We start from the raw sequence: 24,844 nt of genomic DNA, 5'->3' as shown, positions 1-24,844 counted from the left end.
AGACAAGCATGCGCAAATCGCCGAAGGTCATCATCACCTGCGCCGTCACGGGGTCGATCCACACGCCGTCGATGTCGCCCCACCTTCCCATTACGCCCAGGCAGATCGCGGACGACGCGGTGGCGGCCGCCGAGGCCGGGGCCGCCATGCTGCACCTGCATGCGCGCGACCCAGAGACCGGCAGGCCCGACCAGGCCCCGAAGCTCTTCGCGCAGTTCCTGCCCGAGATCAAGGCCCGCAGCAACGCCATCCTGAACATCACCACGGGCGGCGGGCTGGGCATGTCGCTGGACCAGCGGCTGGCGCCCGCCAAATGGGCGCAGCCCGAGGTCGCGTCCATGAACATGGGGTCGCTGAACTTCAATATCGCGGGCGCGGGCGATCGCGTCAGCGAATTCAAGTTCGACTGGGAAAAGCCCTATCTGGAGATGACGCGCGATTTCATCCTGTCGAACACGTTCGCGCAGATCGACCGGGGCCTGCGCGAGCTGTCGGACCTGGGCACGCGCTTCGAGTTCGAGTGCTACGACGTCGGCCACCTGTACAACCTGGCTCACTTCGCCGACCGCGGCCTGGCCAAGCCTCCGTTCTTCCTGCAGTGCATCTTCGGCATTCTGGGAGGCATCGGCGCCGACCACGAAAACCTGCTGCACATGCGCACCATCGCCGACCGGCTCTTCGGCGACGACTATTACCTGTCGGTGCTGGCCGCGGGCCGGCACCAGATGTCCTTCGTGACCGCCAGTGCGCTGCTGGGCGGGAACGTCCGCGTGGGGCTGGAGGACAGCCTGTATGCCGGGCGCGGAAAGCTCGCGACGTCCAACGCCGAGCAGGTCGCGAAGATCCGCCGCATTCTGGAGGAGCTGTCGCTGGAGATCGCGACCCCCGACGAGGCGCGGGCCATGATTCAAACCAAGGGCGGCGGCAACGTCGCTTTCTGAGCGCCGCGAGGCGCACGCGGGAGATGGATGCAATGGATGCCTTGCAGGGACTGAGAGTGGTGGATTTCTCCAAGGTGCTGGCGGGCCCCCTGTGCACGCAGTATCTGGGCGATATGGGGGCGGAGGTCATCAAGGTGGAGCCGCCCAAGGGGGATGACACGCGCCGCTGGCCGCCCTTCAAGGGGGAGGACGGCACGGTATTCCTGAGCGTGAACCGCAATAAGCGCAGCGTGGCGCTGGACCTGAAATCGCCCGAAGGCCGCGAAGCGGCCCAGCGCCTGATTGCCACGGCCGACATCGTGGTCGAGAGTTTCGGGCCCGGAGTGGCGGCCCGCCTGGGCATCGACTACGAGAGCGCGGCGGCGCTGCGCCCGGACGTGGTCTATTGCAGCATTTCCGGTTTCGGCAGCAAAGGGCCGCTGAACAAGGGCAAAGGCTACGACGTGATCCTGCAGGCGTTCTGCGGGATGATGTCCATCACGGGGGAAGAGGACGGGGCCGCGGTCCGCAGCCCGATTTCGCCCATCGATCAGGCCACCGGCATGCATGCCGCCACCGGGATCCTGGCCGCGGTCGTGCGCAAGCTGCGCACCGGCAAGGGTTGCAAGGTCGAGGCTTCGCTGTTCGATACGGCGGTCGGGTTCATGGGCTATGTGATGCAAAGCTATTGGGAACGGGGCAGCGAGCCGCGCCGTTGGGGCTCCGCCCATGAATCCCTGTGTCCTTACCAGGTGTTCGAGGCAGGCGACCGCCCCTTGTTGCTGGGCGTCGCGAACGATTCCTTGTGGCGCGCCTTCTGCAACGAGGCGGGCAGGGCGGAGCTGGCGGACGACCCGCGCTATGCGACGAACGCGGACCGGGTGCGCAACCGCGCGGAAGTCCTCGATCTCGTGTCGCAGATCATGCGCGGCGACGACAGGGATGGCTGGATCCGGCGTCTGGCGCGCGCGGGCATTCCCTGCGCGCCCATCCAGGGCGTGGGCGAGCTGCTGGCGCACGAGCACACGGCCGCCAGCGAAATGATCCATCGATTCGCGCAGTCCGCGCATGGCGAACTGAACGTCGTGTCCCAGCCGCTGCGCTTCGATGGCCAGCGGCCCAGGCCTGCCGCGCCGCCGCCAAAGGTCGGCGAGCATACGGCGCAGGTGCTGGCCGAACTGGGCTATGGCGAGGCAGCGGTCGGACGCTATCTGGATGCGCTGGCGCCGCGGGCAGGCATGGCCACGGCCGGGGAGGGCTGACATGTCCATCGATTTTCACGAACAGGACGGCGTGGCGCTGATCACCATCAACCGCCCGGAGAAAAGCAACGCGCTGGACCACGCGCACTATGACGCCTTGTCCGAGGCCTGGCGCCGGGTCCGCGATGACGACGCCATCCGCGTGGCCGTCATCACCGGGGCCGGCGACCGCGCCTTCTGCGCGGGCGCCGATTTGAAATCGTTCATTGGCGCGCCGCCCAACCTGGCCGCGTTGATGCATACGCAGCAGGGGCAGTTGCTGAACCGCGGGCTCGACGTCTGGAAGCCGGTCGTTGCCGCCGTGAACGGGCACTGCCTGGGCGGCGGCATGACGCTGCTGCTGGCCACCGATCTGCGCGTCTGCGTGCCCACGGCCACCTTCGGCCTGACGGAGGTCCGGCGCGGCGTCTTTCCGGCCAATGGCGGCACCCAGCGCGTGGCGCAGCAGCTGCCGCACGCCATCGCCATGGAAATGCTGCTGCTGGGCGATGCGTTCGACGCCGAGGCGGCCAGCCGCTGGGGTCTGGTGAACCGCGTCGTGCCGCGCGAAGAATTGCTGCCGGCGGCCATGGCGTATGCGCGCAGGCTGGCGGCCAATGCGCCGCTCGCGGTGCAGGCCGCCAAGGAACTTGCATTGCGCAGCCGCGATGCCGACCTGGCGACCGGCCTGCGGCTGGAGCAGTTGTTCCTGCGCCTCTTGCAGGATTCGCAGGATGTCGCCGAAGGCACGAAGGCGTTCGCCGAACGCCGCGCCCCCAGATTCCAAGGACAATGAGGAGCATGCAATGGCGTTGAGATCGATGTTGTTCGTCCCCGGGGACAGCGAACGAAAACTGGCAAAGGCCCCCGCGGCCGGGGCCGATGCCCTGATCCTGGATCTGGAGGATGCGGTGGACGCGGCGCGGCTGCCGGCGGCCCGGATCATCGTGCAGGAATACCTGGCGGCGCGCCCCGCATCCGGACCGGAACTGTGGGTGCGCATCAATCCCCTGGATTCCGGACTGGCGCTGGACGATCTGGCCGCCGTGGTGCGGTCGGCGCCCGACGCCATCCTGCTGCCGAAGGGGCAGGGCGCGCAGAGCATCGTCATGCTGGACCACTGTCTGGCCGCGCTGGAGGCGCGCGAAGGCCTGGCGCCCGGCGCGATCGGCATCATGCCGGTGGCGACGGAGACCGCGGGCGCCATGTTCAGCCTGGGCGGCTACGCCGACTGCAGCCCCCGCCTGCGCGGCCTGACGTGGGGCGCGGAGGACCTGGCGGCGGTGCTCGGCGCGGCCAGCAATCGGCGCGAGGACGGCGAGTACGACTTCACCTATCAGTTGGCGCGTTCCCTCTGCCTGCTGGGCGCCGCCGCGGCGGGCGTGCCCGCCATCGACACGATATGGGGCAACTTCCGGGACATGGAGGGCCTGCGCAAGGACGCCGCGCGGGCGCGCCGGGCCGGTTTCACGGGCAAGATCGCGATCCATCCGGACCAGGTGGCCGCCATCAACGATGCGTTCACGCCCGACCCCGCCGACGTCGAGCGCGCCCGCCGCATCGTCCAGGCGTTCGAGCAGGCGCCGGGGGCCGGCACGCTGCAACTGGATGGCGAAATGCTGGACCGCCCGCACCTGAAGCAGGCGATGCGCATTCTGGCCAGCGTTCCGGCCGCGAGTTGAACCGCCTGGGCGATACAGACCGAATCGTTTCCGCCCAGGACATTCGGCGACCGTCCGGATACAAGGCCGGCGCCTCTTCAAGGAGAGAGACATGACGCGTTCCTTATTCAAGCCGGTATGCGCCGCGGCGTTGCTCGCGCTGGGGCTGGCGGGGCCCGCACAGGCGGCGGACTACCCCTCCCAGCCAGTGAAGATGATCACGGCATTCGGCGCGGGCAGCGCCAGCGATATCGTCGCCAGATTGATCGGCGAGCGCTTGCAGGCCGCCTTGGGGCAGCCCGTGATCGTCGAGAACCGCCCGGGCGCCTCGGGTCAGATCGCCGCCGATCTGGTGGCGCGCGCCCAACCCGACGGCTACACCATCATGTTGGCGACCAACACCACCCATTCATCCAACCCGTATCTGTTCAAGAACCTGCGCTACGACCCGATCAAGGACTTCACGCCGCTGGCGCAGGTCTGCAATTTCCCGTTCGTGCTGGCGGTCAGCGCCAAACTGCCGATCAACAGCGTCGACGACCTGCTGCGCTACGGCAAGGCCAACCCTCAGGGCCTGAACTACGCCTACGGCAACAGCACGGGGCAGATTTCGGCCGCCTCGTTCGACAAGCTGACCGGGCTGAAGGCCACGGCGGTTCCCTATAAGAGCACGCCGCAGGCCATGACGGACATCATCGGGGGACGAGCCACGTTCATGTTCGTGGACCTGGCCTCGGCTACCGCCCATATCCAGGCCGGCACGCTGAAGGCGCTGGCGGTATCCACCGAGAAGCGCAGTTCGCTGGCGCCGAATCTGCCCAGTGTGTCGGAGGCGCTGGGCCAGCCCGGTTTCGACCTGGCGGCCTGGGTCGGGATCTTCGGGCCCGCCAAGTTGCCGCAGCCCGTCGCCAAGCGCCTGGGCGACGAGCTGTACAAAATCGTCTCGTCCGAGGACATCAAGAGGAAGCTGGTGCAGTTGGGGGCCGAACCCATGCCGGCGCCGGCGTCCGAGTTCGGACCTTTCGTGGCGCAGCAGGAAAAGGTCTGGGGAGACAAGGTCAGGCAGGCGGGCATTCAGGCTGAATGAGACGGAGAGGGCGCACGCGGCTGCCTCCGCGGGCGGCGCGCCTGGCGGTTTCCCGAGGTGGATGAAACCGCGCATGCCGCGGCCCGGACCGCGCAGCGGCGGCCTACGCTTCCCCCTTTCGGGAGGCGCATATCACAGGCCGCATTTTCTGCGTTGCGTTCGTGGCGGGGGCGGGGCTGGTCCAGGTGGCGCCGCGCCTGCCTGGGGCCGGCGCGGCTTGGCTGCTTGCCGCAAGCTGCGTCGCGGCGCTTGGCGCCTTGCTGCGCTTGCGGCAGGGCGGCGCCAGGGCGTGCGCGGCCGCGGCGCTCGGCTTGTGCGCGGGGCTGCTCAATGCCGGCGCGCAGGCGCAATGGCGGCTGGACGACGCGCTGGCGGACGAGCACCACGACGCCGTATCCCGGGTTGTGCTGCGCATCGCCGAACTGCCTGACGGAGATGATCGCGGGCAGCGGTTCCTGGCAGAGCTGGCCGAGCCCGCCGCGCCCGGCATCCCGTTCCGCATCCAGGTTGCCTGGCAGGCGGCGCCGGGCGCGTCGCCCGGGCTGCCCGCGCTGTTGCCGGGGCAGGTCTGGCGCATGGCGCTGGTGCTGCGGCGTCCGCACGGCCTGCTGAACCCTGCGGGCCCCGACGCGGAAGGGCGCTGCTTCGCGCGGGGCGTGCGCGCGGTGGGCACGGTGCGCGGTCAACCCCGCCTGCTGGCCGACCGGCCTTGGGCGACGCCCGGCGTTGCGATCGCGCGCGCGCGCCACCACGTCAGGGAGGGCCTGCGGGCGGCCCTGGGGGAACACCGCTATGCGCCGGTGCTGATCGCCCTGGCCATCGGCGACCAGGCGGGCGTGGCGCGCGAGGATTGGCGCTTGTTCAACCGTAGCGGCATCACGCATCTCGTGTCGATCAGCGGCATGCACGTCACGTCCATCGCGGCCATCGCAGGCCTGCTGGTGGCGGGCGCGTGGCGGCGGGCGCGATGGCGGGGCGCGGGGCTGGCGGAGTACGCGCCTGCGCGCGTGGCGGGCGGCGCGGCTGCGGCGGCCGTCGCATTGCTGTACTGCCTGCTGGCCGGCTGGGGCGTGCCGGCGCGCCGCACCTTCTTCATGTTGTCGGTGGTGCTGGCGGCGTCCGTGTCGCGCCTGCCGGTGTCGGCGGACAGGGTGCTGGCCTGCGCCGCGGCGGCGGTGGTGGCGCTGGACCCCTGGGCGCCGACGGCGCCCGGCTTCTGGCTATCGTTCGGGGCGGTGGCCATCCTGTTGCGCATTGCCGACGCGCCATTCGACGCGGAGGCCGGCTGGCGGACGCGTTGGGCGGCGCGCTTCGCCCAGGCGGCGCGCCTGCAGTTGATGGTCACGCTGGGGCTCACGCCGCTGCTGGCGTTCCTGGTGCGGCAGGTGTCCCTGGGTTCGCCCCTGGCCAATGCCGTGGCGATCCCCGCCGTCACCTTCGTGGTGACGCCGCTGGCGCTGCTGTGCGCGGCCCTGTCGATCGTGCCCGGCGCCGAATGCCTGGCCGCGCTCGCGGGGCGGGCGGGGCTGCATGCGTTCGACCTGACCATGGCGCCGGTGGCCTGGGTGGGCAACGCCGAGTGGGCCAGTATCCCGGTCGCCGCCGCGCCCTGGCCCTGGCTGGCGCTGGCGGTGGCGGGCATGGCTTGGGCGCTGCAGGTCCGCGGATGGCCGGGACGGCGGCTGGGGTGGGCCTGCATGCTGCCGCTGCTGTTCTGGCGTCCCGACCGGCCGGAACCGGGGTATTGGCGCATGAGCGCGCTGGACGTGGGGCAAGGCAGCGCCATCCTGGTGGAGACGGCCAGCCAGGCCTTGCTGTTCGACGCGGGGCCGCGCCACTACGGCGGGGGCGACGCGGGCGAGCGCGTGATCGCGCCGTTCCTGCAGGCGCGCGGCATCCGGCAGCTGGACGTGCTGGTGCTGTCGCACGCCGACATGGACCACGTCGGCGGCGCGCGCGCCGTGTTGGCGGCGGTGCCGGTGCTGCGCAGCCATGCCTCGTTCGACGTGGAGGCGTTTCTGCGCCGCGATGCCGCCGTCTGGCCCGACGCAGGCGCTGCCGCGACAGCCCCGCCGCGCGACATGCGGCGGTGCCGTCGGGGCGAACGATGGGAAGCCGACGGCGTGACGTTCACGTTTTTGCATCCCGCGCGCGAAAGCCGCGGCCCGGAGGAGGACCGCAATGCGGACAGCTGCGTGCTGCGCGTGGAAGGCGCCCGCCATTCACTGCTGCTGACGGGCGATGTAAGCGTGGCGCAGGAGCGCGAGCTGGCGGCCGCCGGGCTGCCAGCCACGGACGTGGTGCTGGCGCCCCATCACGGCTCGGCATCGTCGTCGGGGCGCGAGCTGGTGGCTGCCACCGCGGCCGGCCATGCGATCGCGCAGGTCGGGCACCTCAACCGCTTCCGTCATCCGGCCCGCGCGGTGGAACAGCGCTGGATCCGCGCCGGCGCCGCCTTCTGGCGCAGCGACCGCAATGGGGCTGTGATGGCGCAGTCGGGGCCGGCGGGTCTGGAAGTGTGGGCCCAGCGGGAGCAGGGACGCAGGTATTGGCACGGACGTTGACGGCGTCCGCTCACCCGCGCATCGGTCATGGCGCGGAGACGGCGCCGCGTTCGGCCAGGGCGTCGATCTCCTCGGCGGAAAGCCCGCCCAGGTCGACGAGGACTTCGCGGCTGTGCTGCCCGGGAAGCGGGGCGGGGGCGTCGTAGGACGCCTTGCTTGCGCTGAATTTGATCGGAAATCCCGGGCCCTGCGCTTGCATGGCGGCCCCGGCCAACGGGTTCCAGAGGGGCGCCATCATGTCGCGCTCTTTCAGCTGGCGCCACCGCATGACGTCGCCGATTTCGCGCACCGGGCTGCAGGGCACCTTGGCCTCGTTGAGGCGCCGCAGCACCTCCGCGGAAGCGAACCGCCCGGTCCACGCCGAAACCAGGCCGTCGACGGCCGCGTTGTTGGCCAGCCGCCAGGCCAGGCTGTTCATTTTGGGGGCGTCCGCCAGGTCCTCCTTGCCCATGACGCGCAACAGCGCATTCCAGTCGTCCTGGGTTGCCGCGCCCGCCACGATCCAGCCGTCCCGCGTGCGATAAGCGTTGAAGGGCGAGAACCGCATGATCCGGTTGCCCTGGCGCAGGGGCAGTCCCAGCGAGTCGTAGCAATCGAAAGGTTCGTCGAACATCAACGCGAACAGGCAGTCGGCCATGGACACGTCGACCGATTGCCCCACGCCCGTCCGGTTGCGGTGCAGGAGGGCGGCGAGTATGCCCATGGCGGCGAAGGTTCCGGCGATCGCGTCGGAAAGGGGCGAGCCCGCCTTGGCGGGCGGGGAGCCCGGCTGTCCGGTGATGCTCATCATTCCCACGGCGGCCTGCACCATGAGGTCGTAGGCCTTGAGATGCCGCTCGGAACCCGTCGATCCATAGCCGGTCAGGGAGCAGTGGACGATTTGCGGGTTGCGCTCCCGGAGCGCGTCGTAGCCTATGCCCAGGCGGTCGGCCACCCCGGAGCTGAAGTTGTCCACCACCACGTCCGCGGACCGGACCAGCTTCATGAAGGCGGCCAGCCCCTCGGGGTCTTTCAGGTTCAGGCCCACCGACTTCTTGCCGCGCGCGCGCTTCAGATAGGCAATGCCCATATCGGCGTGCGTCCGGCGATCGAACGACACGCCTTCCGGACCGGCGAAGGGAGGTGAGAACGTGGTGGGGTCGCCGGTGGCCGGGTCATCGATCTTGATCACCTCGGCGCCGAGGCCCGCGAGAAACAGCGTTGCCTGGGGACCCGAGAAAAAGCGGGTCAAATCGAGCACCACGGTCCCTGCCAGTATCTTTTCCATAAGCTCCACCTGGACTGTCATGTTTTTCCAGTCTAAGCAGAACTCGAGGCGAGTACGCCATAGGACTTTGCGCTGGGGGCATACCTGGAATCTATTGCGCGGGCCCGCCTTGCAGAAGACGGGCGCCCGCCCAGCGGCCGGAAGCCACCAGCTCGCATACCAGTTCCGGGATCAGCGCGCCGATCACCTCGGCGGCGGCGCCCATGCCCAGCACGTCTGAATTGCACAGGGACAGCCGCCTGCGCAAGGGCGGATCGTCAACCGACCGCACCGACAGCTTCTCGCGGACGCCGGCGCCCACCAGCGCCGAGAGCGAGAGAATCGTGGCGGCCTGTCCGCTTTCGACGATGGACTGGATCGTCGACAGGGAATCGAGCTCCATCATGACCGACGGCGCGAGGCCAGCTTCGGCAAAGCGGCGTTCGATGATCTGGCGCGTTACGTTCGAGCTTCCGGGCAAGACCAGGGGCACGCCCGCCGCTTCCTCCAGGGACACCGTCGGCGCGCTCCCGCCGCCGTGCGGCGGCCTTGCCAGAAGATAGAGATCCTCGTCGATCAAGGGGACCCATTGGATGCTCCCGCCCCGCTGGATTTCCTTGGACGGCGATCCCGCGCCGGGGACCGCTTCGAACAGAAGCGACATTTCCAGCCGCCCGGTGGCCACGAGTTCAAGCAAATGCCCGCTCAGGCTTTCCACGATACGGAGCTGGATGTCGGGGTAGCGCTGCTGGACCGCCGCGATCAACGGCCCCGCGAGCACGTTCGCCGCGCTGGTCGGCAGGCCCACGGAAACGGGGCCGCCCGGAAGCGCGTCCGTGTTCGCGACGTCGTATTTCAATCTTTCGATTTGCCGCAGCACGGCCTGCGCGTGCAGATACAGCGCGTCGCCCGCCCGGGTCGGGCTGACACCGCGCACGCTGCGCGAGAGCAGGCGCGCGCCCAGTTCCGATTCAAGGTTGGTGATCTGGGAGCTGAGGGCGGGCTGCGCGATGTACAGGTCTTTCGCCGCCTTCGACATGCTGCCCAGTTCCACGATCCTCAAGAAATAGCGTAGCTGTCTGAGTTCCATAGGTCTCGTGCCGATGCGGAAGGCGAAGCCCTGGCGGGCCATAGATTCGTCGTATACCGGGATCGCGATGTCCTATTTTCGCCGCCGATTCAATGTCCATACCATGGATCCCAGTCGTTGAGTTTACGTGACGGGGACCGTTGATGATCCAACTTTTCTTTTGGTCTACACCCAATGCATACAAGGTGTCGATCCTCCTGGAGGAACTGGCCATGCCCTATGAGGTGGTGCCGGTCCACATCGGGAAGGGCGAGCAGTTCAAGGCCGACTTCCTGGCGATCAGCCCCAACAACAAGGTTCCCGCGATCGTGGACGAGGACGGGCCGGGCCAGGAGCCCATCAGCATATTCGAGTCGGGCGCGATCATGGTCTACCTGGCCGACAAGGCCGGCAGCGATCTGTTTCCGGCCGAGCCGCGGCGCCGGTCGACGGTCCTGCAATGGCTGATGTTCCAGATGGGCGGAGTGGGGCCGATGCTGGGCCAGGCCCATCACTTCCGCAAGTACTCGCCCGAGCCCATTCCCTATGCCATCGACAGATACACGCGAGAGGCCCATCGTCTTTACGGCGTCATCGACCGGCGGCTCGCGCAGTGCGAGTACCTTGCCGGAGACCGGTATTCGCTGGCGGACATCGCCACGTATCCCTGGCTGCGGCCCTACAAATGGCAGGGGCAGGACCTGGATGAATGGCCGAACATCGGCAGGTGGTATTCGGAGGTGAGGGCCCGTCCCGCCGTGCAGCGGGGCCTGTCCGTCCTGGCAGAGAAGGTGGACCGCAGCGGGAAGCCCCCTGAAGGCGAGCGCTGGAAGAACCTATTCGGCCAGTCGTGAAAAAACGGCGCAACCGTCAACGAAGACCGCGAGGAACACGGATATGAGTACCGCATTGCCCATGCTCAAGGGATACCGGGTCCTGGACCTGACCCAGATCGTCGCCGGGCCCACATGCACGCGCATCATGGCGGAGCTGGGCGCCGATGTGGTCAAGATCGAGCTCGCTCCCTTTGGCGACCGGACGCGCATCGGGGGATTGAAGTCACGCGATCCCGATCACAAGGGCTCCAGCCGAAGCACCTACTACTTCCAGCACAACCACTCGAAGAAGAGCATCGCGCTCGACATCAAGCATCCGGGCGGGCAGGAGATCATCAAGCGCCTGATCTCGACGTCCGATGTGCTCGTCGAGAACTTCAGCCCCGGCGTCATGGCGCGCGCGGGGCTGTCCTACGAAGCGCTGCGGGAACTGAATCCGCGCCTGGTGATGTGTTCGATTTCCCTTGCCGGGCAGGACGGGCCGCTCAGCCAGAAGCCCGGCTATGACTACATTGCCCAGGCGTACGCGGGCATAACCGACCTGATCGGCGCGCCGGACGGCGATCCTTCGCTGATCACGATGGCGATGGGCGACACCGCCACGGGGATCACCGCCGCCATGGCGGTCGGGTTCGCGCTGCTGCATCGCGAACGGACCGGCGAGGGGCAGCACGTCGAGGCGACGCTGCTGGATACCTATTTCCAGATGCACGAGGTCGCGGTGCCGCGGGTCGCGCTGCGCAAGGGCTACGTGCCGGCGCGCACGGGTTCGCAGCACCCCGACGGCGGCCCGACCGGCATATTCCGTTGCGGCGACGGCACATATCTGTCCCTGGCCATCCTGCCGCATCAATGGAATGCCTTCGCCGGCGCGCTCGATATGCCGGAACTCCTGGAGGATCCGAGATTCGCCACGGCCTCATTGCGCAGGGACAACAACGAGGACATCAAGGCCATCCTCGAGGCATGGCTTGCCCGGATGGGCACACGCGAGCAGGCGATGGCGGCGCTCGACGCCAGACGGATTCCCTGCGCGCCCGTGCTGACGCTCAACGAGGCCATGGCGCATCCGCACCTTCGAAGCCGGGGCACGGTGCGCAAGGTCCGGGACGAGGCGATCGGGGAATTCGAGATTCCCGGGTTCCCGGCGAAGTTCTCGGCGTGGCGGCCGCAAGAAGCACTCCGCGCCTCCGCGCTCGGAGAGGACAACGAGGAAATCCTGATGGGGCTTCTCGGCCTGTCGGCCGCGGAGATCCAGGGCCTGTACGAGGACGGCGTCCTGGCCAGGGATCCCTTGCTGAAGAGGCGGGGCGCCGAAGCCCGAGTCCCTTGAACAACAAGACAAAGGAGACAAACGATGATCAAGAAGATTTTCGCCGCGGGGCTGATGGTCTTGCCGGGGCTTGCCTCCGCGCAGGCGTTTCCCAGCCGCCCGGTCACGCTGGTCGTTCCATTCTCGGCGGGCGGGCCGACGGACGTCGTCGCCCGGCAGCTCGCGGCGGCCATGGGCAGGGATCTCGGGCAGACGGTGATCGTCGATAACCGGCCGAGCTCGGGGGGGATCGTGGGATCGGAGGCGGTGCTGCGCTCGGCGCCGGATGGCTACACCCTCTTGATCCACAACATCGGGATGTCGACGCTCAAATCGCTGTCGCCCGAGATCAAATTCGATCCCCAGCGCGACTTCTCGTATATCGGCGAGGTCGTCGATGTGCCCATGACCCTGGTCGCCCGGAAGGACCTTCCCCCGGACGGCTTCGCCGGGCTGGTGGAATACCTGCGCGCGAACCAGAAGAAGATCAATCTCAGCAATGCGGGAATCGGCACGGCCTCCCATCTTTGCGGCCTGTTGCTGATGAGCCGCCTTAACCTGGCGCTCACGACCATTCCGTACAAGGGCGCGGCGCCCGCGATGACGGATCTGCAAGGCGGGCAGGTCGACCTGCTTTGCGACCAGATCACGACCACGCTGCAGCCGATACTCGGCGGCAGGGTGCGGGCCTATGGCAGCACCACGTCCAGCCGGTTGCGGGCGCTTCCGGCCTTGCCCACCCTGGCCGAACAGGGGCTGGAGAACTTCGAGGTCACGGTCTGGCATGGCGTGTACGCGCCGAAGGGCGTGCCCGGCCCCGTCGTGGAGCGACTGGACCGCGCGCTTCAGGCCGCGCTCGCCGATCCGGCGTTCGTGGAAAGCATGAGAAACATGGGCGCCACGCCCGTCAGCGCCGAGCGGGCGACGCCGAAGGGCTTGCGGACCAAGCTCGACGAGCAGGTTTCGATCTGGACGCCCCTGATTCAACAGTCGCAGGCCCTGCTGCGTTAGAACCCCCCATTGCGGAGAATCGTCGTGAAGAAGAATCAGATAGAAATGTATTGGGACGTGGGCAGCACCAATACCTATTTCGCATTGAAGCTCATCAAGCCATTGCTGGAGCGGTACGACGCCGAATTGCGTCTCCACCCGTTCAACCTGGGGTACGTGTTCCGCAACAACAATTACGAACTGATGAAGGAGTCCAAGGCGAAGTTGCGCAACCGGAAGCGGGACCTGATGCGCTGGGCCGAGAAGTACGGGCTGCCCTTCAGCATCCCCAGGCAGTTTCCCATCAAATCAAGCCGCGCCCTGCGCGGATCGCTCGTGGCGCGGCGCCATGGCGTAGAACTCGCATTCGTGCAGAGGGTCATGGACCGCTATTGGGAGCAGGGGGATGCCACCATCGCGGAGTATGCCGGCCTGCGCCCGATAGCGCAGGAACTCGGGCTCGACCCGGACGCTTTCGAGGCCTTGGCCGCGTCCGACGAGATTGCCGCCGAGCTGGCGCGGGAAACCGACCGGGGGCTGGAGCGCGACGTGTTCGGCGTGCCGATGATCATCGTGGGCGACGAGCTGTTCTGGGGGAAGGACCGCATGGAGTTCGTGGAAGACGAGCTCAAGCGCCGGATCTTGGAGACAAGCGCCGCGTAGCGCGTGGTTTTCTGGCGCCGCCCCCTTCCGGCGGCCGCGTGCCTCGGCGCCGGAGGCACGCGAAGCGCGGCCGCCGGCCGCGCGCCGTGTCGCGCAGCCTAGTTGCCGCTCAGCAGGTTGGCGCTCTTGACCAGCGAAGACACGCGTTCCGAATCGCGCTTGAGCAGCCCCGAGAAGGCGAGCGGGCCGCGTTCCTGCGCGGTGGGGGACTGCGCCGCCAGTTGCTCGAGACGGGTCTTGAACTCGGGCGTATCGATCGCCTGGGAAAGGGCCGCGGCCAGCTTGTCGACGACGGGCTGGGGAGTGCCGGCGGGCGCCACCAGGCCGTTCCAGATCGCCAGATCGAACTCGGGCAGGCCTCCTTCCGCGAAGGTGGGGATGTCCGGGCTCTGCGCAAGGCGGGCCGGACCGGTGACGGCGATCGCCTTGACGCGCTTGTCCTGATGCAAGGGCAGCATGGTCACGGTCTGATCGATGACCGCGTCGATCATGCCGCTCATCAGATCGGTCAGCGCCGGGCCCGTGCCGCGATAGGGAATCAGCTCCCCGCGCGCATTGGCGAAGTGCAGGAACATGGCCTCGGCCAAGTGCGCGGTGCTGCCCGGACCGCTCGAACCCAGGTTCAGCTTGACGGCCTTTTCATCGCGGACGCGCTTGAGCATGCCGGGCAGGTCCTGGATGCCGCTCTTGTTGCTGACCGACAGCACCATGGGAACGGTCGCGACGATGCCGATGGGCGCCAGCTCCTTCTGCGGATCGTAGTTGGCCTTGGGGTGCAGGTGCGGCAGGATCGCCAGCGACATGTTGTTGAATGCCAGGGTATAGCCGTCCGGCGCGCTCTTTTGCAGCTTCTGCATGCCGATGAGGCCGCCCGCGCCGCCCGAGTTCTCCACGACCACCGTCTGGCCCAGCTGCTTGCCCAGCGAGGTGGCCACCAACCGGCCCAGCGTATCGCTGGTGCCGCCGGGAGCGAAGGGCACGATGACGGTAATGGAACGGTTGGGATAGTCCTGCGCGGCGGCCGGGGCGGCAATCGATGCGGCGGCGAGGGCGGCGCACAGGATGGGGGCGATTCGTAGCATGGGGTGTCTCCTCGTGATGGGGTTCTTTTATGTATGAATGCGTCCCGCGGTCAGCGGGACAGCGCGCGGCAGACGGCTTGCGTCATGTCCGTGCAGCTAGCGGCGCCGCCCAGGTCGCGCGGCACGTGTTCGCCCTTGGCGAGCACCCGTTCGACCGCGAACTCGATGCGCTGCGCGGCATCGGTCATCGCGGCGTCGGCGTGCTTGTCGCCCAGCCAGCGCAGCATGAGCGCGCCGGACAGGATGGTGGCCAGCGGGCTGGCGGCGTTCTGCCCGGCGATGTCGGGCGCGGAGCCGTGCGCGCCCTGGAACAGGCCATGCGTGTCGCCCAGTTCGGCGGACGGCGACAGGCCCATGCCGCCGATCGTGGCGGCGCCCAGGTCGGAAATGATGTCGCCGAACATGTTCTCGGCCACGATCACGTCATAGAAGTCCGGCCGCTTCAGCATGTGCACGGTAATGGCGTCGGCGTAGGCGTAATCGATTTCGACGTCGGCGTAGTGCGCCGCGACGTCGTCGCAGACGCTGCGGAAGAAGGCGTAGGTGCGCAGGATGTTGGCCTTGTCGCAGACGGTGACGCGGCGCTTGCCGTCGCGCGGGGCGCCGTTGCGCCGGCGGGCGAGGTCGAAGGAAAAGCGGGCGACGCGTTCGATGCCCTTGCGCGTGACGACGATGGTGTCGGTGGCCACTTCGTCGCGCAGCACGATGCCGCCGCCGCGGCTGGCGTAGAGGCCCTCCGTGTTCTCGCGCACGATGACGTAATCGATCTGCCCCGGCTTGAAGTGCTTGAGCGGCGAGTCCACGCCCTGGTACAGGCGGATCGGACGCACGTTGGCGTACAGGTCCAGCCGGAACCGCAGGCGCAGGTGCAGGTCGTTGCCGACCTCCGTGCCGTCGGGGTAGGTCACGCCGGGCATGCCCGCCGCGCCGTGCAGGATGGCGTCGGCCGCCTTGCAGGCCGCGTAGGTGTCGTCGGGCAGCACGTGGCCCGACTTGACGTAGTGGTCGGCTCCGCCGTCATGGCCGCTGAACGCCAGCAGGTCGGCGCCGCAGGCTTCCTTCAGCACGGTGATCGCCGATTGGCAGACTTCCGGACCGATGCCGTCGCCGTCTATGGTCGCGATTTCATACTTAGCCATGTCTGGCTGTCTCCTTGTGTGGGTCTTGATGCAGGGGAGGCGGCCGCGCGGCCGCGCTACCAGTTGGTCGAGATGTACTTGGCTTCCATGAACTCCAGCAGGCCGTGGTGCGCGCCCTCGCGGCCCAGCCCGCTTTGCTTGACGCCGCCGAACGGGGCGGCCGGGTCCGAAACCAGGCCGCGATTCAGGGCGATCATGCCGCTCTCGATGCGTTCCGACACCCGCATGCCGCGCGCGAGGTCGCGCGTGTAGACGTATGCGACCAGGCCGTATTCGGTGGCATTGGCCAGGGCGACGGCGTCGTCTTCGGTGTCGAAGGCGACGATGGGCGCCACGGGGCCGAAGATCTCCTCGCCCAGCAGGTCGGCGTCGGCGGGCACGTCCACCAGCACCGTGGGCGCGTAGAAGTAGCCGGGGCGGTCCAGCCGGTTGCCGCCGGTGCTGACGCGCGCGCCCTTGGCGACGGCGTCGTCCACCAGCGCCGCCACCTTGTCCACCGAGCCCGCGTTGACCAGGGGGCCGCATTGCGTATCCTCGCCGACGCCATCCCCGGTCTTCAGCGCCGCCATGCGAGAGGCGAACCGGGCGCTGAACGCTTCGACCACGCCGCGTTGCACGTAGAAGCGATTGGCGGCCGTGCAGGCCTCGCCGCCGTTGCGCATCTTGGCGATCATCGCGCCTTCCACCGCGGCGTCGATGTCCGCGTCGTCGAAAACCAGGAAAGGCGCGTTGCCGCCCAGTTCCATCGAGCAGCTGATGACGGAGTCGGCCGCCTTGCGCAACAGCACGCGACCCACTTCCGTGGAGCCGGTAAACGACAGCTTGCGCACGCGCGGGTCGTCCAGGACGGCGTTGGCGAACTTGCCGGCAGACGAAGTGGTCAGCACGTTGACCACGCCGGCGGGCACGCCGGCTTCTTCCAGCAGGCGCATGACGGCATACGCGGTCAGGGGCGTTTCCGTGGCGGGCTTGAGAATGCAGGTGCAGCCGGCGGCCAGGGCGGGCGCGATCTTGCGGGTTGCCATGGCGGCGGGAAAGTTCCAGGGGGTCACCAGCAGCGCCACGCCGATGGGCTGGTATTGCACGATGATGCGGCTCGCGCCGCTGGGCGATACGCTGATGTCGCCGTTGATGCGCACGGCTTCTTCAGAGAACCAGCGGAAGAACTCGGCGGCGTAGGCGACTTCGCCGCGGGCGTCTGCCAGCGCCTTCCCGTTCTCCATCGAGATCAGGCGGGCCAGGCTCTCGGCATCGCGCATCATCAGCTCGAAGCACTTGCGCAGGATTTCCCCGCGCTGGCGGGCGGGGGTGGCCGCCCAGCCGGCGGCGGCGCGCGAAGCGGCGTCGACCGCGGCGGCCGCGTCCTCCAGCGTGGCGTCGGCCACGCTGGCGATGACCTGTTCGGTGGAAGGGTCGAGCACGTCGATGCGGCGGCCCGAGGACGAGGCGCGCCAGGCGCCGTCGATGTAAAGGTCAGTGGACAGCTTGCTGGCCTCGATGGTCATGTGTTTGCTCCGGGAGGGGGAAGAGAGGGGTTATCGGGATGCGCGGAACGAGCCTAGGCCGGCATGGGCGGCGGCCACGATGGATGCGACGCCCGCCTCGTCGAGCGGGCGGGGGTTGTTCGTGACGAGCCGGGCGGCCAGCAGGGATTGGCCGGCGATCCAGTCGAGCTGGTCCGCGCGCACGCCCAGCCCCGCTAGCGTCGCGGGAATGCCGATGGCCGAGAACAGTTCGTACACGTGGCGCGGGGCGTTGGCCGCGAGGCGGCCGGGATCCGTTTCCGTGTCGCCCATGGCCCGCGAGATGGCGGCGTAGTCGGCGGCGCAGGCCGGGGCGTTGAAGTCCATGACGTAGGGCATCAGCGTCGCCACGCCCGCGCCATGGGCGGTGTGGGTGAGGGCGCCGATGGGATACTGGATCGCGTGGGCGGCGGCGGTGCCGGCGACCCCGAAGGCCAGGCCCGCGGCCAGCGCCGCGGCCATGACCTGGCCCCGGGCCTGCAGGTCCGAACCGTCTTCCACCGCCCGGGGAAGATAGGCGGCCAGGGCGCGGATGGCGATCAGCGCCTGCTGATCGCTGAAGGCGTTCTTGCCCACGAACACGCGCGTCTGCGCGATGTCGGCGTCGGGGCTGCGCCTGACCGCGGTCAGCGCTTCGATGGCGTGGGTCAGCGCGTCGGCGCCGGCAATGGCGGTGAGGCCCTTGGGGCAGGTCAGCGTCAGTTCCGGATCGCAGATGGCCGTGTGGGGAATCAGCTGCGGGCTGGATATGCCGACCTTCAGGTCGCGGGCGCTGTCGGCCAGCACGGCCACGGGCGTGACCTCGGAGCCGGTGCCGGAGGTGGTGGGCATGGCGATCACCGGAATCGTGGGGCCGGGCACCTTGTATTCGCCGTAGTAGTCGGAGGCTTCGCCGCCGTGCGCCAGGAGCAGGCTGACGACCTTCGCCATGTCCAGGCAGCTGCCGCCGCCTAGCCCGACGATCGCTTCCGGCTGGAAGTCGCGGTGCGCGGCCACGCATTCGTAGACGCTGTCCACGGGCAGGTCCGGCTGGGTGCGGTCGTACACCTGGACGCGCACGCCCGCGCGCTCCAGTGCCGCGAGCAGTTCGGACATTTCCTGCGTGGCGGCAAAACGCTCGTCGGTGCAGATCAGCGCCCGGCGGCCCAGCGCGGCCGCTACGCGGCCGAGGGCGTGGCGCTGGCCGTTGCCGAACAACACGGCGCGCGGCGCGCGCATGATTCCAAACAAATCGGTCATTGCGGATCCTTCAGAGGGAGTCGTATGGAGTTCAGACGGCGCATTGCGCCAGGTCGAGGATGCGGTGCCAGACTTCGTCGGCCAGCTCGATGCCGGCATCCAGGCGATGGCGGCGCTCGGCGCGCGCCCGGTCTCCGGGTACGGCCACTGGACGCTCTGGAAGCAGGGCGGGGCAGGCGCGGATTTCATCCAGGTAATCGGAAATGCGGGAGGCCACCGCGCCGGCCCCCGCTTCGACCACGATGAAGACGTCGCCCTTGTTGCAGACCTCGCTGGAATCCAGCGTGCCCTTGACCGCCGTGCCCAGCGCGGATGCGGTCAGGCTGGCGACCAGCAGTTCGAAGGCCAGGCCGAGCGCATAGCCCTTGGCCTCGCCGAACGGCGCCAATGCGCCGGCCTTGGCGGCCGCGGCGTCGGTCGTGGGATTGCCGGCGCCGTCCAGCGCCCAGCCGGGCTCTAGCGCGCGGCCGTGATTGGCGTAGTCGTGGATCTTGCCCATGGCCACCTGGCTGGTGGCCATGTCCAGCACGAAGGGCTCGGCTTCGGTGGGCACGCCGATCGCGATGGGGTTGGTGCCGATCAATGCGCGGCGGCCGCCCCAGGGGTGGACCAGGGCCTCGCTGGTGGACAGCGCCAACAGGATCTGGCCTTCGCGCGCCACCTGTTCCGCATACAGCGCCAGCATGCCGATGTGGTTGTTGTTGCTGACCGCCGCGACGGCGATGCCGGTTTCGCGGGCGCGGCCGCGGATCCGGTCCAGCGCCGCCAGCGCGATGACGGGGCCGAGGCCGCGTTCCCCGTCCATGTCCAGGAAGGCGGGGGCGCGCCACACGGCCTTGCCGCGGGTGTTCGGGTCGGCGACGCCGTTGCGGATGCGCTCGATGATGCGCGGCAGCCGCAGCAGCCCGTGCGAGGCGCGGCCCCGCAATTCGGCTTCAAGCAGCAGGTTGGTCTGCGTGGCGGCGTGGCCTGTCGGGGTGCCGGCCTGTTCCAGCGCGCGGACACAGACTTCCCATGCCTCCCCCATTTTTATCGTTGTCGTCATAGTCTCAGCCAGTTGTTAAATCCGATCGGATCCGAAATACGATCTGATTTATGCTAACCTTGTAACAAATTGGACGTCAACCGATTGTTGGCAAACCTAGGGGAAACAACCATGACCACTCTCTCCCTCGGCTCCGCAGCCGCGTCCCCGGCATCGTCTGGCGGATCGCGCCTGGGCGAACGCGTGCGCTCGTTGGGCGATGAAGTCTATGAAGCGCTGCTGTCGCAGCTCATTTCCTTGAAGATCGCGCCGGGCATGCGCATCGCCGTGGACGCATTGGTCCGCGAACTGGGCGTGTCGCAGACGCCGATACGCGCGGCGCTGATCCGCCTGGAAACGGAAGGGCTGGTCGTGAAGACGCACCATGTGGGCTACAGCGCGGCGCCCATGCCTTCGCGCCGGCGCTTCGAGCAGATGTACGAATTGCGGCTGCAGCTGGAGCCGTTCGGCGCGAGCCTGGCCGCGCAACGCATGACGGACGCCTCGCGCCAGGAGTTGGCCGCGCTGTCCGCGGCGATGAGCGCCCCGAGCGCGGACGACGCGCGCGTGGCCTATGGCAAGTTCGCCGTGCTGGACGCCCAGTTCCATTCCTGGATCGCGGAGCACAGCGGCAACGAGCTGCTGGCCGAAGCCCTGGCCCGGCTGTACGCGCACACCCATTTGTTCCGGCTGCGCTTCCATTCGCGGGTCACGGAAGAGGCCGTGACCGAACATGCGCGCATCGTGCAGGCGCTGGACCGGCGCGATGCCGAAGGCGCGGCGGCCGCCATGCGAGACCACATCCTGCGCTCGCGCGAGCGCATGGCGCCGTTCTTCGAAATGCTGGATTGACCATGCAAACCGCGGCTAAGGGTTGGACTGCGGCCGGCGCCGGACGGGCGGGCGCGGTATGAAAGGTTCGCGCAATTCACTGGTCACGCTGCGGATTTTCCTGTCCGCGGCGCGCAGCCTCAATTTCAGCCGCAGCGCGGAAGCGCTGCACCTGACGCAGAGCGCGGTCAGCAAGCATATCGGCGCCCTCGAAGACCGCCTGGGCACGGCGCTGTTCAAGCGACTGCCCAATGGACTGCGGCTCACGCACGCCGGCGCGCTGTACCTGGAACGGATCAGCGCGGCCCTGCGCCTGATCGACGAGGCCGATGCGCTGGTGGCTCATCCCATGTCGCGGGTGGCGCTGAATGTCGCGGTGTCTCCGTCGTTCGCGCAGTTCTGCCTCATTCCGGGGTTGTCGGAGTTCTTTTCCCTGCATCCGGAGGTGCGGGTCAACGTAAGGCCGCGCCTGCTGCATGGGCGCGACCAGGCCGAGCGTTTCGATGCCGAGATCCAGCTGCACACCGGGCACGTGGCCGGTATGTCGGCCCAATACCTGTGCGGCCGCGAGATGACGCTGGTGGCCGCGCCGGGCCTGCTGGCGCGCCATCCGGTGCGCACGGTCGAGGACCTGGACGGGGTGCCGCTGCTCAAGCGCGCGCAGCGCGGCTACAGCTGGGACGAATGGCGCGCCGACGTCGCGCCGCTGTGGGCCGGCGCGCCGGCCACGGCGCCGGAATATGAAGGGTTTTCGGTGTTGCTGCCCGCCGTGCTCCACGGGCTGGGCGCGGCCATCGTGCCCGTGTGCATGGTCCTCGCGCATCTCGAGGCCGGGCAACTGGTGCGCCCCTTGGGCGAATCGGTCGACGGACGTTATGGCTATTACCTCATGCAGCCCCGTCCGAACGTGGGCGGCGCCTATGCCGACGCCTTCTGCGATTGGGTGGCGAAGCGGGCCGCGGCATTCAATGAACAGGTGAGGTCGTACCTGTCCCGGTGAGCGGGCGGGGAGGGGGCGGCGGTATTCCGCTGTGGAATGCCCCATGCGCATATGTCCTTTGCGCGGGCCGCCCGGCAGCCGCCAGAATGGCCGGACCCCAGTGACCTTCCGGTTCGACCGACACCATGAACATCTCCAAGTTCTTGCCGTTTGCCCGCATTCTGTCCGCATTGTCTGCTGCCGCGCTTCTTGCCGCCGCGCCGGCCCGGGCCGCCTATCCCGAAAAGCCGGTCCGCCTGATCGTCCCGTACGCCACGGGCGGCAGTTCGGACGTGATCGCGCGCGGCATCGGCGATCAGTTGAGCGCAGCGCTGGGCCAGCCCGTGGTGGTCGAAAACCGGGCGGGCGCGGGATCGATGATCGGAACCGCCTACGTGGCGGGCGAGGCCGCGGACGGCTACACGCTGCTGCTCGCCGACGTGCCGTTCACCATCGTTCCGGCGCTGTATGGCGACCGCATCAAATATGACGCCCGCAAGGACTTCGCGCCGATTTCGCTGCTGGGCGTGTCGCCCATGTACCTGTTCGTCAATCCGCGCTTCGAGGGCCAGACCGTGCCGGCGCTTATCGCCGCCGCCAAGGACAAGCCCGGATCCATTTCCATCGGCTCGGGGGGCAACGGCTCGCTGACGCACTTGATGGCCGAGTTGTTCATGCTGAATACGGGGACCCGGCTGGTGCATATTCCCTACAAGGGCGCCTCGGCGTCCGTCAACGATCTGGCGGGCGGCCAGATCCAGGTGAGCTTCACCACCATGCCCACGGCCGCCGCGCTGTACCAGGCCGGCAAGATCGCGCCGATCGCCGTGTCTTCGCCGGCGCGCGAGGCCGCCACGCCCAACGTGCCGACTTTCGAGGAACTGGGCCTGCCCAAGCTGACGGTGCAGAGCTGGTGGGGGCTGATGGCCCCCGCCGGCACGCCCAAGCCCGTGCGGGACAAGCTGGAAAGCGCCATGAAAACGGTCATGCAATCGGCTCCCGTCAAACAGCGGCTGAGCAGTGTGGGGGTGGAGGCGCTGGCCGATCCGAGCGCCCAGGCGCTGACCCGCTTGCTGGACGCCGACTTCGAGCGTTGGCAGGACGTGGTCAAGCGCGCCGGCATCAAATTCGAGTAAGGCGCGGCCCCGTCCGCCGCCGATTCCCATCAACGCGGCGCCGCCGTCCCGACGGATGCCGGCGCCGGAAACCGAGACATCCAAGATGCAACCCTGGCTTCGAGCCGCCGCCAACGACGCGGCGCTGATGAGTGATTTCAATACGATCTGCGGCTTTGGCGGACGCATGTCCGGCAGCGGACAGGACGACGCGGCCATGGCCTGGGCCATGGCCCGCGCCGCAGAGGTGGCCGCCACCCGGACGCTGACCGTGCCCTACGATGCCTGGCGCTGCGAGGCCGCGAGCCTGGAACTGCTGGGGCCGGCGCGCCGGTCCCTGGCATGCCGGCCTTTGTTGCGCTCGGCGTCCACGCCCGGGAGCGGTCTGGAGTTGGACGTCGTCGACGCGGGGCGGGGGCGCCCCGAGGATTTCGCGCGGCTTGGCGATCGCGCGCGCGGCCGCGCCGTGCTGGTGCGACACGAGTACCCGTTCACCGGCGACCACGTGCACCGGCGCCGCAAGTACGACATGGCGGTGGAGGCGGGCGCCGCGGCGTTCCTCATCGCCAACAATGTGCCCGGGCAAGGCGTGCTGTCCGGCTCCTCGGGCAGGCCGCGGGGCGGCGCGGGCATCCCCGCCGCCTACATCGACCACGAAGGGGGCGCGGCGCTGGCCTCGGCCTGCGAGGCGGGGGCGGCGCGCGTGCGCATCGCGGTCAGGGGCGAGGAGATCGAGGATGCGCGCGCCAGCGTCGGCATCGCGGAAATCGCGGGCGGCCGCGATGGCGTGATCGTCATCAGCGCCCACATGGACGGGCACGATCTGGGCGTGAGCGCGCTGGACAACGGCACGGGCGTGGCGGCCGCGCTGGCCGCGTTCCGCGCGCTGGCGGCGCGGGTCGGGCCGGACACGCCCAGCCTGCGGCTTTGCTTTTTCTGCGCCGAGGAATGGGCGCTGACCGGCTCGGCGCGCTACCTTGCGGCGCTCGCGCCCGCCGAGCGGGCGCGCCTCAAGTTCGACATCAATCTGGATACGGTGGCGGGCGATGCGAGCCTGACCGCGCTGATCAGCGATTTCCCGGCGCTGGCGGCCGTCGTGCAGGACGCCGCCGACGCCAGTGGCGTGTCGGTGGGCACCTGGCTGCCCTTGATGCCGAATTCCGACCATGCCAATTTTGCGCGCCATGGCATTCCCGCATTGCGCCTGCTGGCCGGATTCGGCAAGCCGGAGTCGCGTGTGAACAACATCCTCTCGGCGGGCGACGTGCCCGCCATCATCGAGGAGGCCGAGTTGCGCCAGGCCGTGGCGGTCACGTGCGCCATGGCGGACGTCGCCTTGCGGATGAGCGACGCGCAGCTCGAGTCCCTGGCCTCCCGATAGACGGCGGGCGCGCTACGGCCTGCCCAGGCTGATGCCGTCGCGGATGCGCCGGAAGGCGGGCAGGGCGGCCGCCATGCCGTCGCGGGTGGTGGTGCAGTTCATGGCGACCCGCAGCGTGAGGGTGTCCACGAGCGCGGTGTATTGCAGCAGCCGATCGCGGTCCGGCCCGCTGGCGGGCGGGGCGACGAAGTCCACGCCCCGGGCTCCGTGGAGCTCGAATGCCTGGCGTTCCTCGAGCGCGACGCCGCGCTCGGCCTGAGCGGCCTCGGCGGCGGCCAGCCGCGCCTCCGCCGTATGGGGCATGCCCGCGCCGGGACGGGTCTTCAGCGTCTTGCGCGGGGCCGCGAAGCCGATGCCGCACAGCGCGTCGGCGGCCCCCGCCGCGGGCGGCGCGCCGGGGGCGCTGGCAACCTGGACGAGCACATCGAATTCCGGCGTGCGGCCGGTGCGCAGGATCCGGTAGGGGGCGGGCACCGTTACGCCGAAGCCGCGAGCCGGGTCGGCGTACTGGCGCCCGGTGCTTGAGGAAGGCTGCGGCGCCTGGCCCTCGGTCTGGAAGCGCACCGGCAGCATCACGATTTCCTTTTCGGCCGCCATGTCGGGGGCGAAGGCGGGCAGCGGGCTGGCCCGGCGCACCATGCCGGCGGCAGCCTCGTCCACGGCCGCATAGCCGGAGGAACTTGCCAGCGCTACCTTGTCGATCTTGCCGTCGCGCAGGACCGTCAGGCGCAGGCGCAGGTTGAGCGGGCCTTCCAGATCGTGGGCTTCCCTGGGCATGGACAGGTGGCGCTGCAGCTGGCGCACCACGGCGCCGCTCCATTCGGCGCGGGAAGCCGGGGCGGCGGCCGAAGCGGTGGCGGACGCGCACAGCACGATCGCGGCCATCGTCGATGCGCGGAGCGGCCAATTCATGTCGGGGATTCTCCTGGGGCGGGCGCCCGG

The 24,844-nt window shown here is 68.9% G+C and carries 22 protein-coding genes; 14 read left to right on the top strand and 8 right to left on the bottom strand.

What is annotated here, in order from left to right; all coding sequences use genetic code 11:
- The first annotated feature begins 8 nt into the window (after positions 1–8).
- From ACN6PJ_RS17140 to ACN6PJ_RS17115, 6 genes are all read left to right on the top strand, one after another.
- A complete protein-coding gene (locus ACN6PJ_RS17140) occupies positions 9–941 on the top strand; it encodes a 3-keto-5-aminohexanoate cleavage protein (protein ID WP_427997048.1) in 933 nt (310 codons plus the stop codon).
- Positions 942–973: 32 nt separating this feature from the next.
- Positions 974–2,182, top strand: a complete 1,209-nt coding sequence (locus ACN6PJ_RS17135; RefSeq protein ID WP_427997047.1) for a CaiB/BaiF CoA transferase family protein — start codon at positions 974–976, stop codon at positions 2,180–2,182.
- Position 2,183: 1 nt separating this feature from the next.
- Positions 2,184–2,957 carry an enoyl-CoA hydratase/isomerase family protein gene (locus ACN6PJ_RS17130; protein ID WP_427997046.1) on the top strand — a complete coding sequence of 258 codons (774 nt, stop codon included), beginning with the start codon at positions 2,184–2,186 and terminating at the stop codon, positions 2,955–2,957.
- Positions 2,958–2,967: 10 nt separating this feature from the next.
- Positions 2,968–3,843, top strand: a complete 876-nt coding sequence (locus tag ACN6PJ_RS17125; RefSeq protein ID WP_427997045.1) for an HpcH/HpaI aldolase/citrate lyase family protein — start codon at positions 2,968–2,970, stop codon at positions 3,841–3,843.
- A 91-nt stretch (positions 3,844–3,934) separates the two neighbouring features.
- The gene (locus ACN6PJ_RS17120; RefSeq protein ID WP_427997044.1) at positions 3,935–4,909 is read left to right on the top strand and encodes a Bug family tripartite tricarboxylate transporter substrate binding protein; all 975 of its coding nucleotides are present in this window, start codon (positions 3,935–3,937) and stop codon (positions 4,907–4,909) included.
- Positions 4,910–5,070: 161 nt separating this feature from the next.
- On the top strand, positions 5,071–7,473 hold the full coding sequence (locus tag ACN6PJ_RS17115) for a DNA internalization-related competence protein ComEC/Rec2 (RefSeq protein WP_427997043.1): 2,403 nt from the start codon (positions 5,071–5,073) through the stop codon (positions 7,471–7,473).
- Positions 7,474–7,498: 25 nt separating this feature from the next.
- Here ACN6PJ_RS17115 and ACN6PJ_RS17110 read toward each other — a convergent pair whose 3' ends face one another.
- Both ACN6PJ_RS17110 and ACN6PJ_RS17105 read right to left on the bottom strand, forming a co-directional pair.
- On the bottom strand, positions 7,499–8,740 hold the full coding sequence (locus ACN6PJ_RS17110; RefSeq protein WP_427997042.1) for a CaiB/BaiF CoA transferase family protein: 1,242 nt from the start codon (positions 8,738–8,740) through the stop codon (positions 7,499–7,501).
- A 91-nt stretch (positions 8,741–8,831) separates the two neighbouring features.
- The gene (locus tag ACN6PJ_RS17105) at positions 8,832–9,809 is read right to left on the bottom strand and encodes a LysR substrate-binding domain-containing protein (RefSeq protein WP_427997041.1); all 978 of its coding nucleotides are present in this window, start codon (positions 9,807–9,809) and stop codon (positions 8,832–8,834) included.
- Positions 9,810–9,952: 143 nt separating this feature from the next.
- Here ACN6PJ_RS17105 and ACN6PJ_RS17100 point away from each other — a divergent pair, with 143 nt between their 5' ends.
- The 4 genes from ACN6PJ_RS17100 to ACN6PJ_RS17085 are packed head-to-tail and all read left to right on the top strand — an operon-like array spanning position 9,953 to position 13,589.
- Positions 9,953–10,642: a glutathione S-transferase family protein gene (locus ACN6PJ_RS17100; protein WP_427997040.1), complete on the top strand. Its 690-nt coding sequence runs from the start codon at positions 9,953–9,955 to the stop codon at positions 10,640–10,642.
- Positions 10,643–10,685: 43 nt separating this feature from the next.
- Positions 10,686–11,957, top strand: a complete 1,272-nt coding sequence (locus ACN6PJ_RS17095) for a CaiB/BaiF CoA transferase family protein (protein WP_427997039.1) — start codon at positions 10,686–10,688, stop codon at positions 11,955–11,957.
- A 24-nt stretch (positions 11,958–11,981) separates the two neighbouring features.
- Positions 11,982–12,947: a tripartite tricarboxylate transporter substrate-binding protein gene (locus ACN6PJ_RS17090; protein WP_427997038.1), complete on the top strand. Its 966-nt coding sequence runs from the start codon at positions 11,982–11,984 to the stop codon at positions 12,945–12,947.
- Between the two features lie 24 nt (positions 12,948–12,971).
- Positions 12,972–13,589, top strand: a complete 618-nt coding sequence (locus ACN6PJ_RS17085) for a 2-hydroxychromene-2-carboxylate isomerase (protein WP_427997037.1) — start codon at positions 12,972–12,974, stop codon at positions 13,587–13,589.
- Between the two features lie 98 nt (positions 13,590–13,687).
- Here ACN6PJ_RS17085 and ACN6PJ_RS17080 read toward each other — a convergent pair whose 3' ends face one another.
- The 5 genes from ACN6PJ_RS17080 to ACN6PJ_RS17060 are packed head-to-tail and all read right to left on the bottom strand — an operon-like array spanning position 13,688 to position 19,617.
- A complete protein-coding gene (locus ACN6PJ_RS17080; protein WP_427997036.1) occupies positions 13,688–14,671 on the bottom strand; it encodes a Bug family tripartite tricarboxylate transporter substrate binding protein in 984 nt (327 codons plus the stop codon).
- 50 nt (positions 14,672–14,721) lie between these two features.
- Positions 14,722–15,810: an isocitrate/isopropylmalate dehydrogenase family protein gene (locus ACN6PJ_RS17075; RefSeq protein ID WP_427997035.1), complete on the bottom strand. Its 1,089-nt coding sequence runs from the start codon at positions 15,808–15,810 to the stop codon at positions 14,722–14,724.
- Positions 15,811–15,866: 56 nt separating this feature from the next.
- Positions 15,867–17,315 (bottom strand): NAD-dependent succinate-semialdehyde dehydrogenase, encoded by a 1,449-nt coding sequence (locus tag ACN6PJ_RS17070; protein ID WP_427997034.1) that lies wholly within the window; start codon positions 17,313–17,315, stop codon positions 15,867–15,869.
- Between the two features lie 30 nt (positions 17,316–17,345).
- The gene (locus tag ACN6PJ_RS17065) at positions 17,346–18,572 is read right to left on the bottom strand and encodes an iron-containing alcohol dehydrogenase (protein WP_427997033.1); all 1,227 of its coding nucleotides are present in this window, start codon (positions 18,570–18,572) and stop codon (positions 17,346–17,348) included.
- 31 nt (positions 18,573–18,603) lie between these two features.
- A complete protein-coding gene (locus ACN6PJ_RS17060) occupies positions 18,604–19,617 on the bottom strand; it encodes an Ldh family oxidoreductase (protein WP_427997032.1) in 1,014 nt (337 codons plus the stop codon).
- Between the two features lie 111 nt (positions 19,618–19,728).
- Between ACN6PJ_RS17060 and ACN6PJ_RS17055 the strand changes: the two genes are divergently transcribed.
- The 4 genes from ACN6PJ_RS17055 (at position 19,729) to ACN6PJ_RS17040 (ending at position 23,902) form a co-directional block, all read left to right on the top strand.
- Complete coding sequence (locus ACN6PJ_RS17055) at positions 19,729–20,448, top strand: GntR family transcriptional regulator (RefSeq protein WP_427997031.1); 720 nt, start codon at positions 19,729–19,731, stop codon at positions 20,446–20,448.
- A gap of 58 nt (positions 20,449–20,506) precedes the next feature.
- The gene (locus ACN6PJ_RS17050) at positions 20,507–21,427 is read left to right on the top strand and encodes a LysR substrate-binding domain-containing protein (RefSeq protein WP_427997030.1); all 921 of its coding nucleotides are present in this window, start codon (positions 20,507–20,509) and stop codon (positions 21,425–21,427) included.
- A 125-nt stretch (positions 21,428–21,552) separates the two neighbouring features.
- The gene (locus ACN6PJ_RS17045) at positions 21,553–22,542 is read left to right on the top strand and encodes a Bug family tripartite tricarboxylate transporter substrate binding protein (RefSeq protein WP_427997029.1); all 990 of its coding nucleotides are present in this window, start codon (positions 21,553–21,555) and stop codon (positions 22,540–22,542) included.
- 85 nt (positions 22,543–22,627) lie between these two features.
- On the top strand, positions 22,628–23,902 hold the full coding sequence (locus ACN6PJ_RS17040; protein ID WP_427997028.1) for a M28 family peptidase: 1,275 nt from the start codon (positions 22,628–22,630) through the stop codon (positions 23,900–23,902).
- A gap of 12 nt (positions 23,903–23,914) precedes the next feature.
- On the opposite strand, the gene ACN6PJ_RS17035 is transcribed toward ACN6PJ_RS17040, so the two are convergent.
- Positions 23,915–24,814 carry an energy transducer TonB family protein gene (locus ACN6PJ_RS17035; RefSeq protein WP_427997027.1) on the bottom strand — a complete coding sequence of 300 codons (900 nt, stop codon included), beginning with the start codon at positions 24,812–24,814 and terminating at the stop codon, positions 23,915–23,917.
- Between the last annotated feature and the right edge of the window lie 30 nt (positions 24,815–24,844).

It is taken from the genome of Achromobacter sp. (assembly GCF_050285585.1).
In the GTDB taxonomy this organism is placed as follows: Bacteria; Pseudomonadota; Gammaproteobacteria; order Burkholderiales; family Burkholderiaceae_B; genus Achromobacter.
This window is presented reverse-complemented; position numbering and strand designations above follow the sequence as displayed.

Coding starts and splice junctions, on each gene's coding strand:
- ACN6PJ_RS17140 (WP_427997048.1), top strand. CDS start 9: ATGCGCAAATCGCCGAAGGTCATCATCACCTGCGCCGTCACGGGGTCG.
- ACN6PJ_RS17135 (WP_427997047.1), top strand. CDS start 974: ATGGATGCCTTGCAGGGACTGAGAGTGGTGGATTTCTCCAAGGTGCTG.
- ACN6PJ_RS17130 (WP_427997046.1), top strand. CDS start 2,184: ATGTCCATCGATTTTCACGAACAGGACGGCGTGGCGCTGATCACCATC.
- ACN6PJ_RS17125 (WP_427997045.1), top strand. CDS start 2,968: ATGGCGTTGAGATCGATGTTGTTCGTCCCCGGGGACAGCGAACGAAAA.
- ACN6PJ_RS17120 (WP_427997044.1), top strand. CDS start 3,935: ATGACGCGTTCCTTATTCAAGCCGGTATGCGCCGCGGCGTTGCTCGCG.
- ACN6PJ_RS17110 (WP_427997042.1), bottom strand. CDS start 8,740: ATGGAAAAGATACTGGCAGGGACCGTGGTGCTCGATTTGACCCGCTTT.
- ACN6PJ_RS17105 (WP_427997041.1), bottom strand. CDS start 9,809: ATGGAACTCAGACAGCTACGCTATTTCTTGAGGATCGTGGAACTGGGC.
- ACN6PJ_RS17100 (WP_427997040.1), top strand. CDS start 9,953: ATGATCCAACTTTTCTTTTGGTCTACACCCAATGCATACAAGGTGTCG.
- ACN6PJ_RS17095 (WP_427997039.1), top strand. CDS start 10,686: ATGAGTACCGCATTGCCCATGCTCAAGGGATACCGGGTCCTGGACCTG.
- ACN6PJ_RS17090 (WP_427997038.1), top strand. CDS start 11,982: ATGATCAAGAAGATTTTCGCCGCGGGGCTGATGGTCTTGCCGGGGCTT.
- ACN6PJ_RS17080 (WP_427997036.1), bottom strand. CDS start 14,671: ATGCTACGAATCGCCCCCATCCTGTGCGCCGCCCTCGCCGCCGCATCG.
- ACN6PJ_RS17075 (WP_427997035.1), bottom strand. CDS start 15,810: ATGGCTAAGTATGAAATCGCGACCATAGACGGCGACGGCATCGGTCCG.
- ACN6PJ_RS17070 (WP_427997034.1), bottom strand. CDS start 17,315: ATGACCATCGAGGCCAGCAAGCTGTCCACTGACCTTTACATCGACGGC.
- ACN6PJ_RS17065 (WP_427997033.1), bottom strand. CDS start 18,572: ATGACCGATTTGTTTGGAATCATGCGCGCGCCGCGCGCCGTGTTGTTC.
- ACN6PJ_RS17060 (WP_427997032.1), bottom strand. CDS start 19,617: ATGACGACAACGATAAAAATGGGGGAGGCATGGGAAGTCTGTGTCCGC.
- ACN6PJ_RS17055 (WP_427997031.1), top strand. CDS start 19,729: ATGACCACTCTCTCCCTCGGCTCCGCAGCCGCGTCCCCGGCATCGTCT.
- ACN6PJ_RS17050 (WP_427997030.1), top strand. CDS start 20,507: ATGAAAGGTTCGCGCAATTCACTGGTCACGCTGCGGATTTTCCTGTCC.
- ACN6PJ_RS17045 (WP_427997029.1), top strand. CDS start 21,553: ATGAACATCTCCAAGTTCTTGCCGTTTGCCCGCATTCTGTCCGCATTG.
- ACN6PJ_RS17040 (WP_427997028.1), top strand. CDS start 22,628: ATGCAACCCTGGCTTCGAGCCGCCGCCAACGACGCGGCGCTGATGAGT.
- ACN6PJ_RS17035 (WP_427997027.1), bottom strand. CDS start 24,814: ATGAATTGGCCGCTCCGCGCATCGACGATGGCCGCGATCGTGCTGTGC.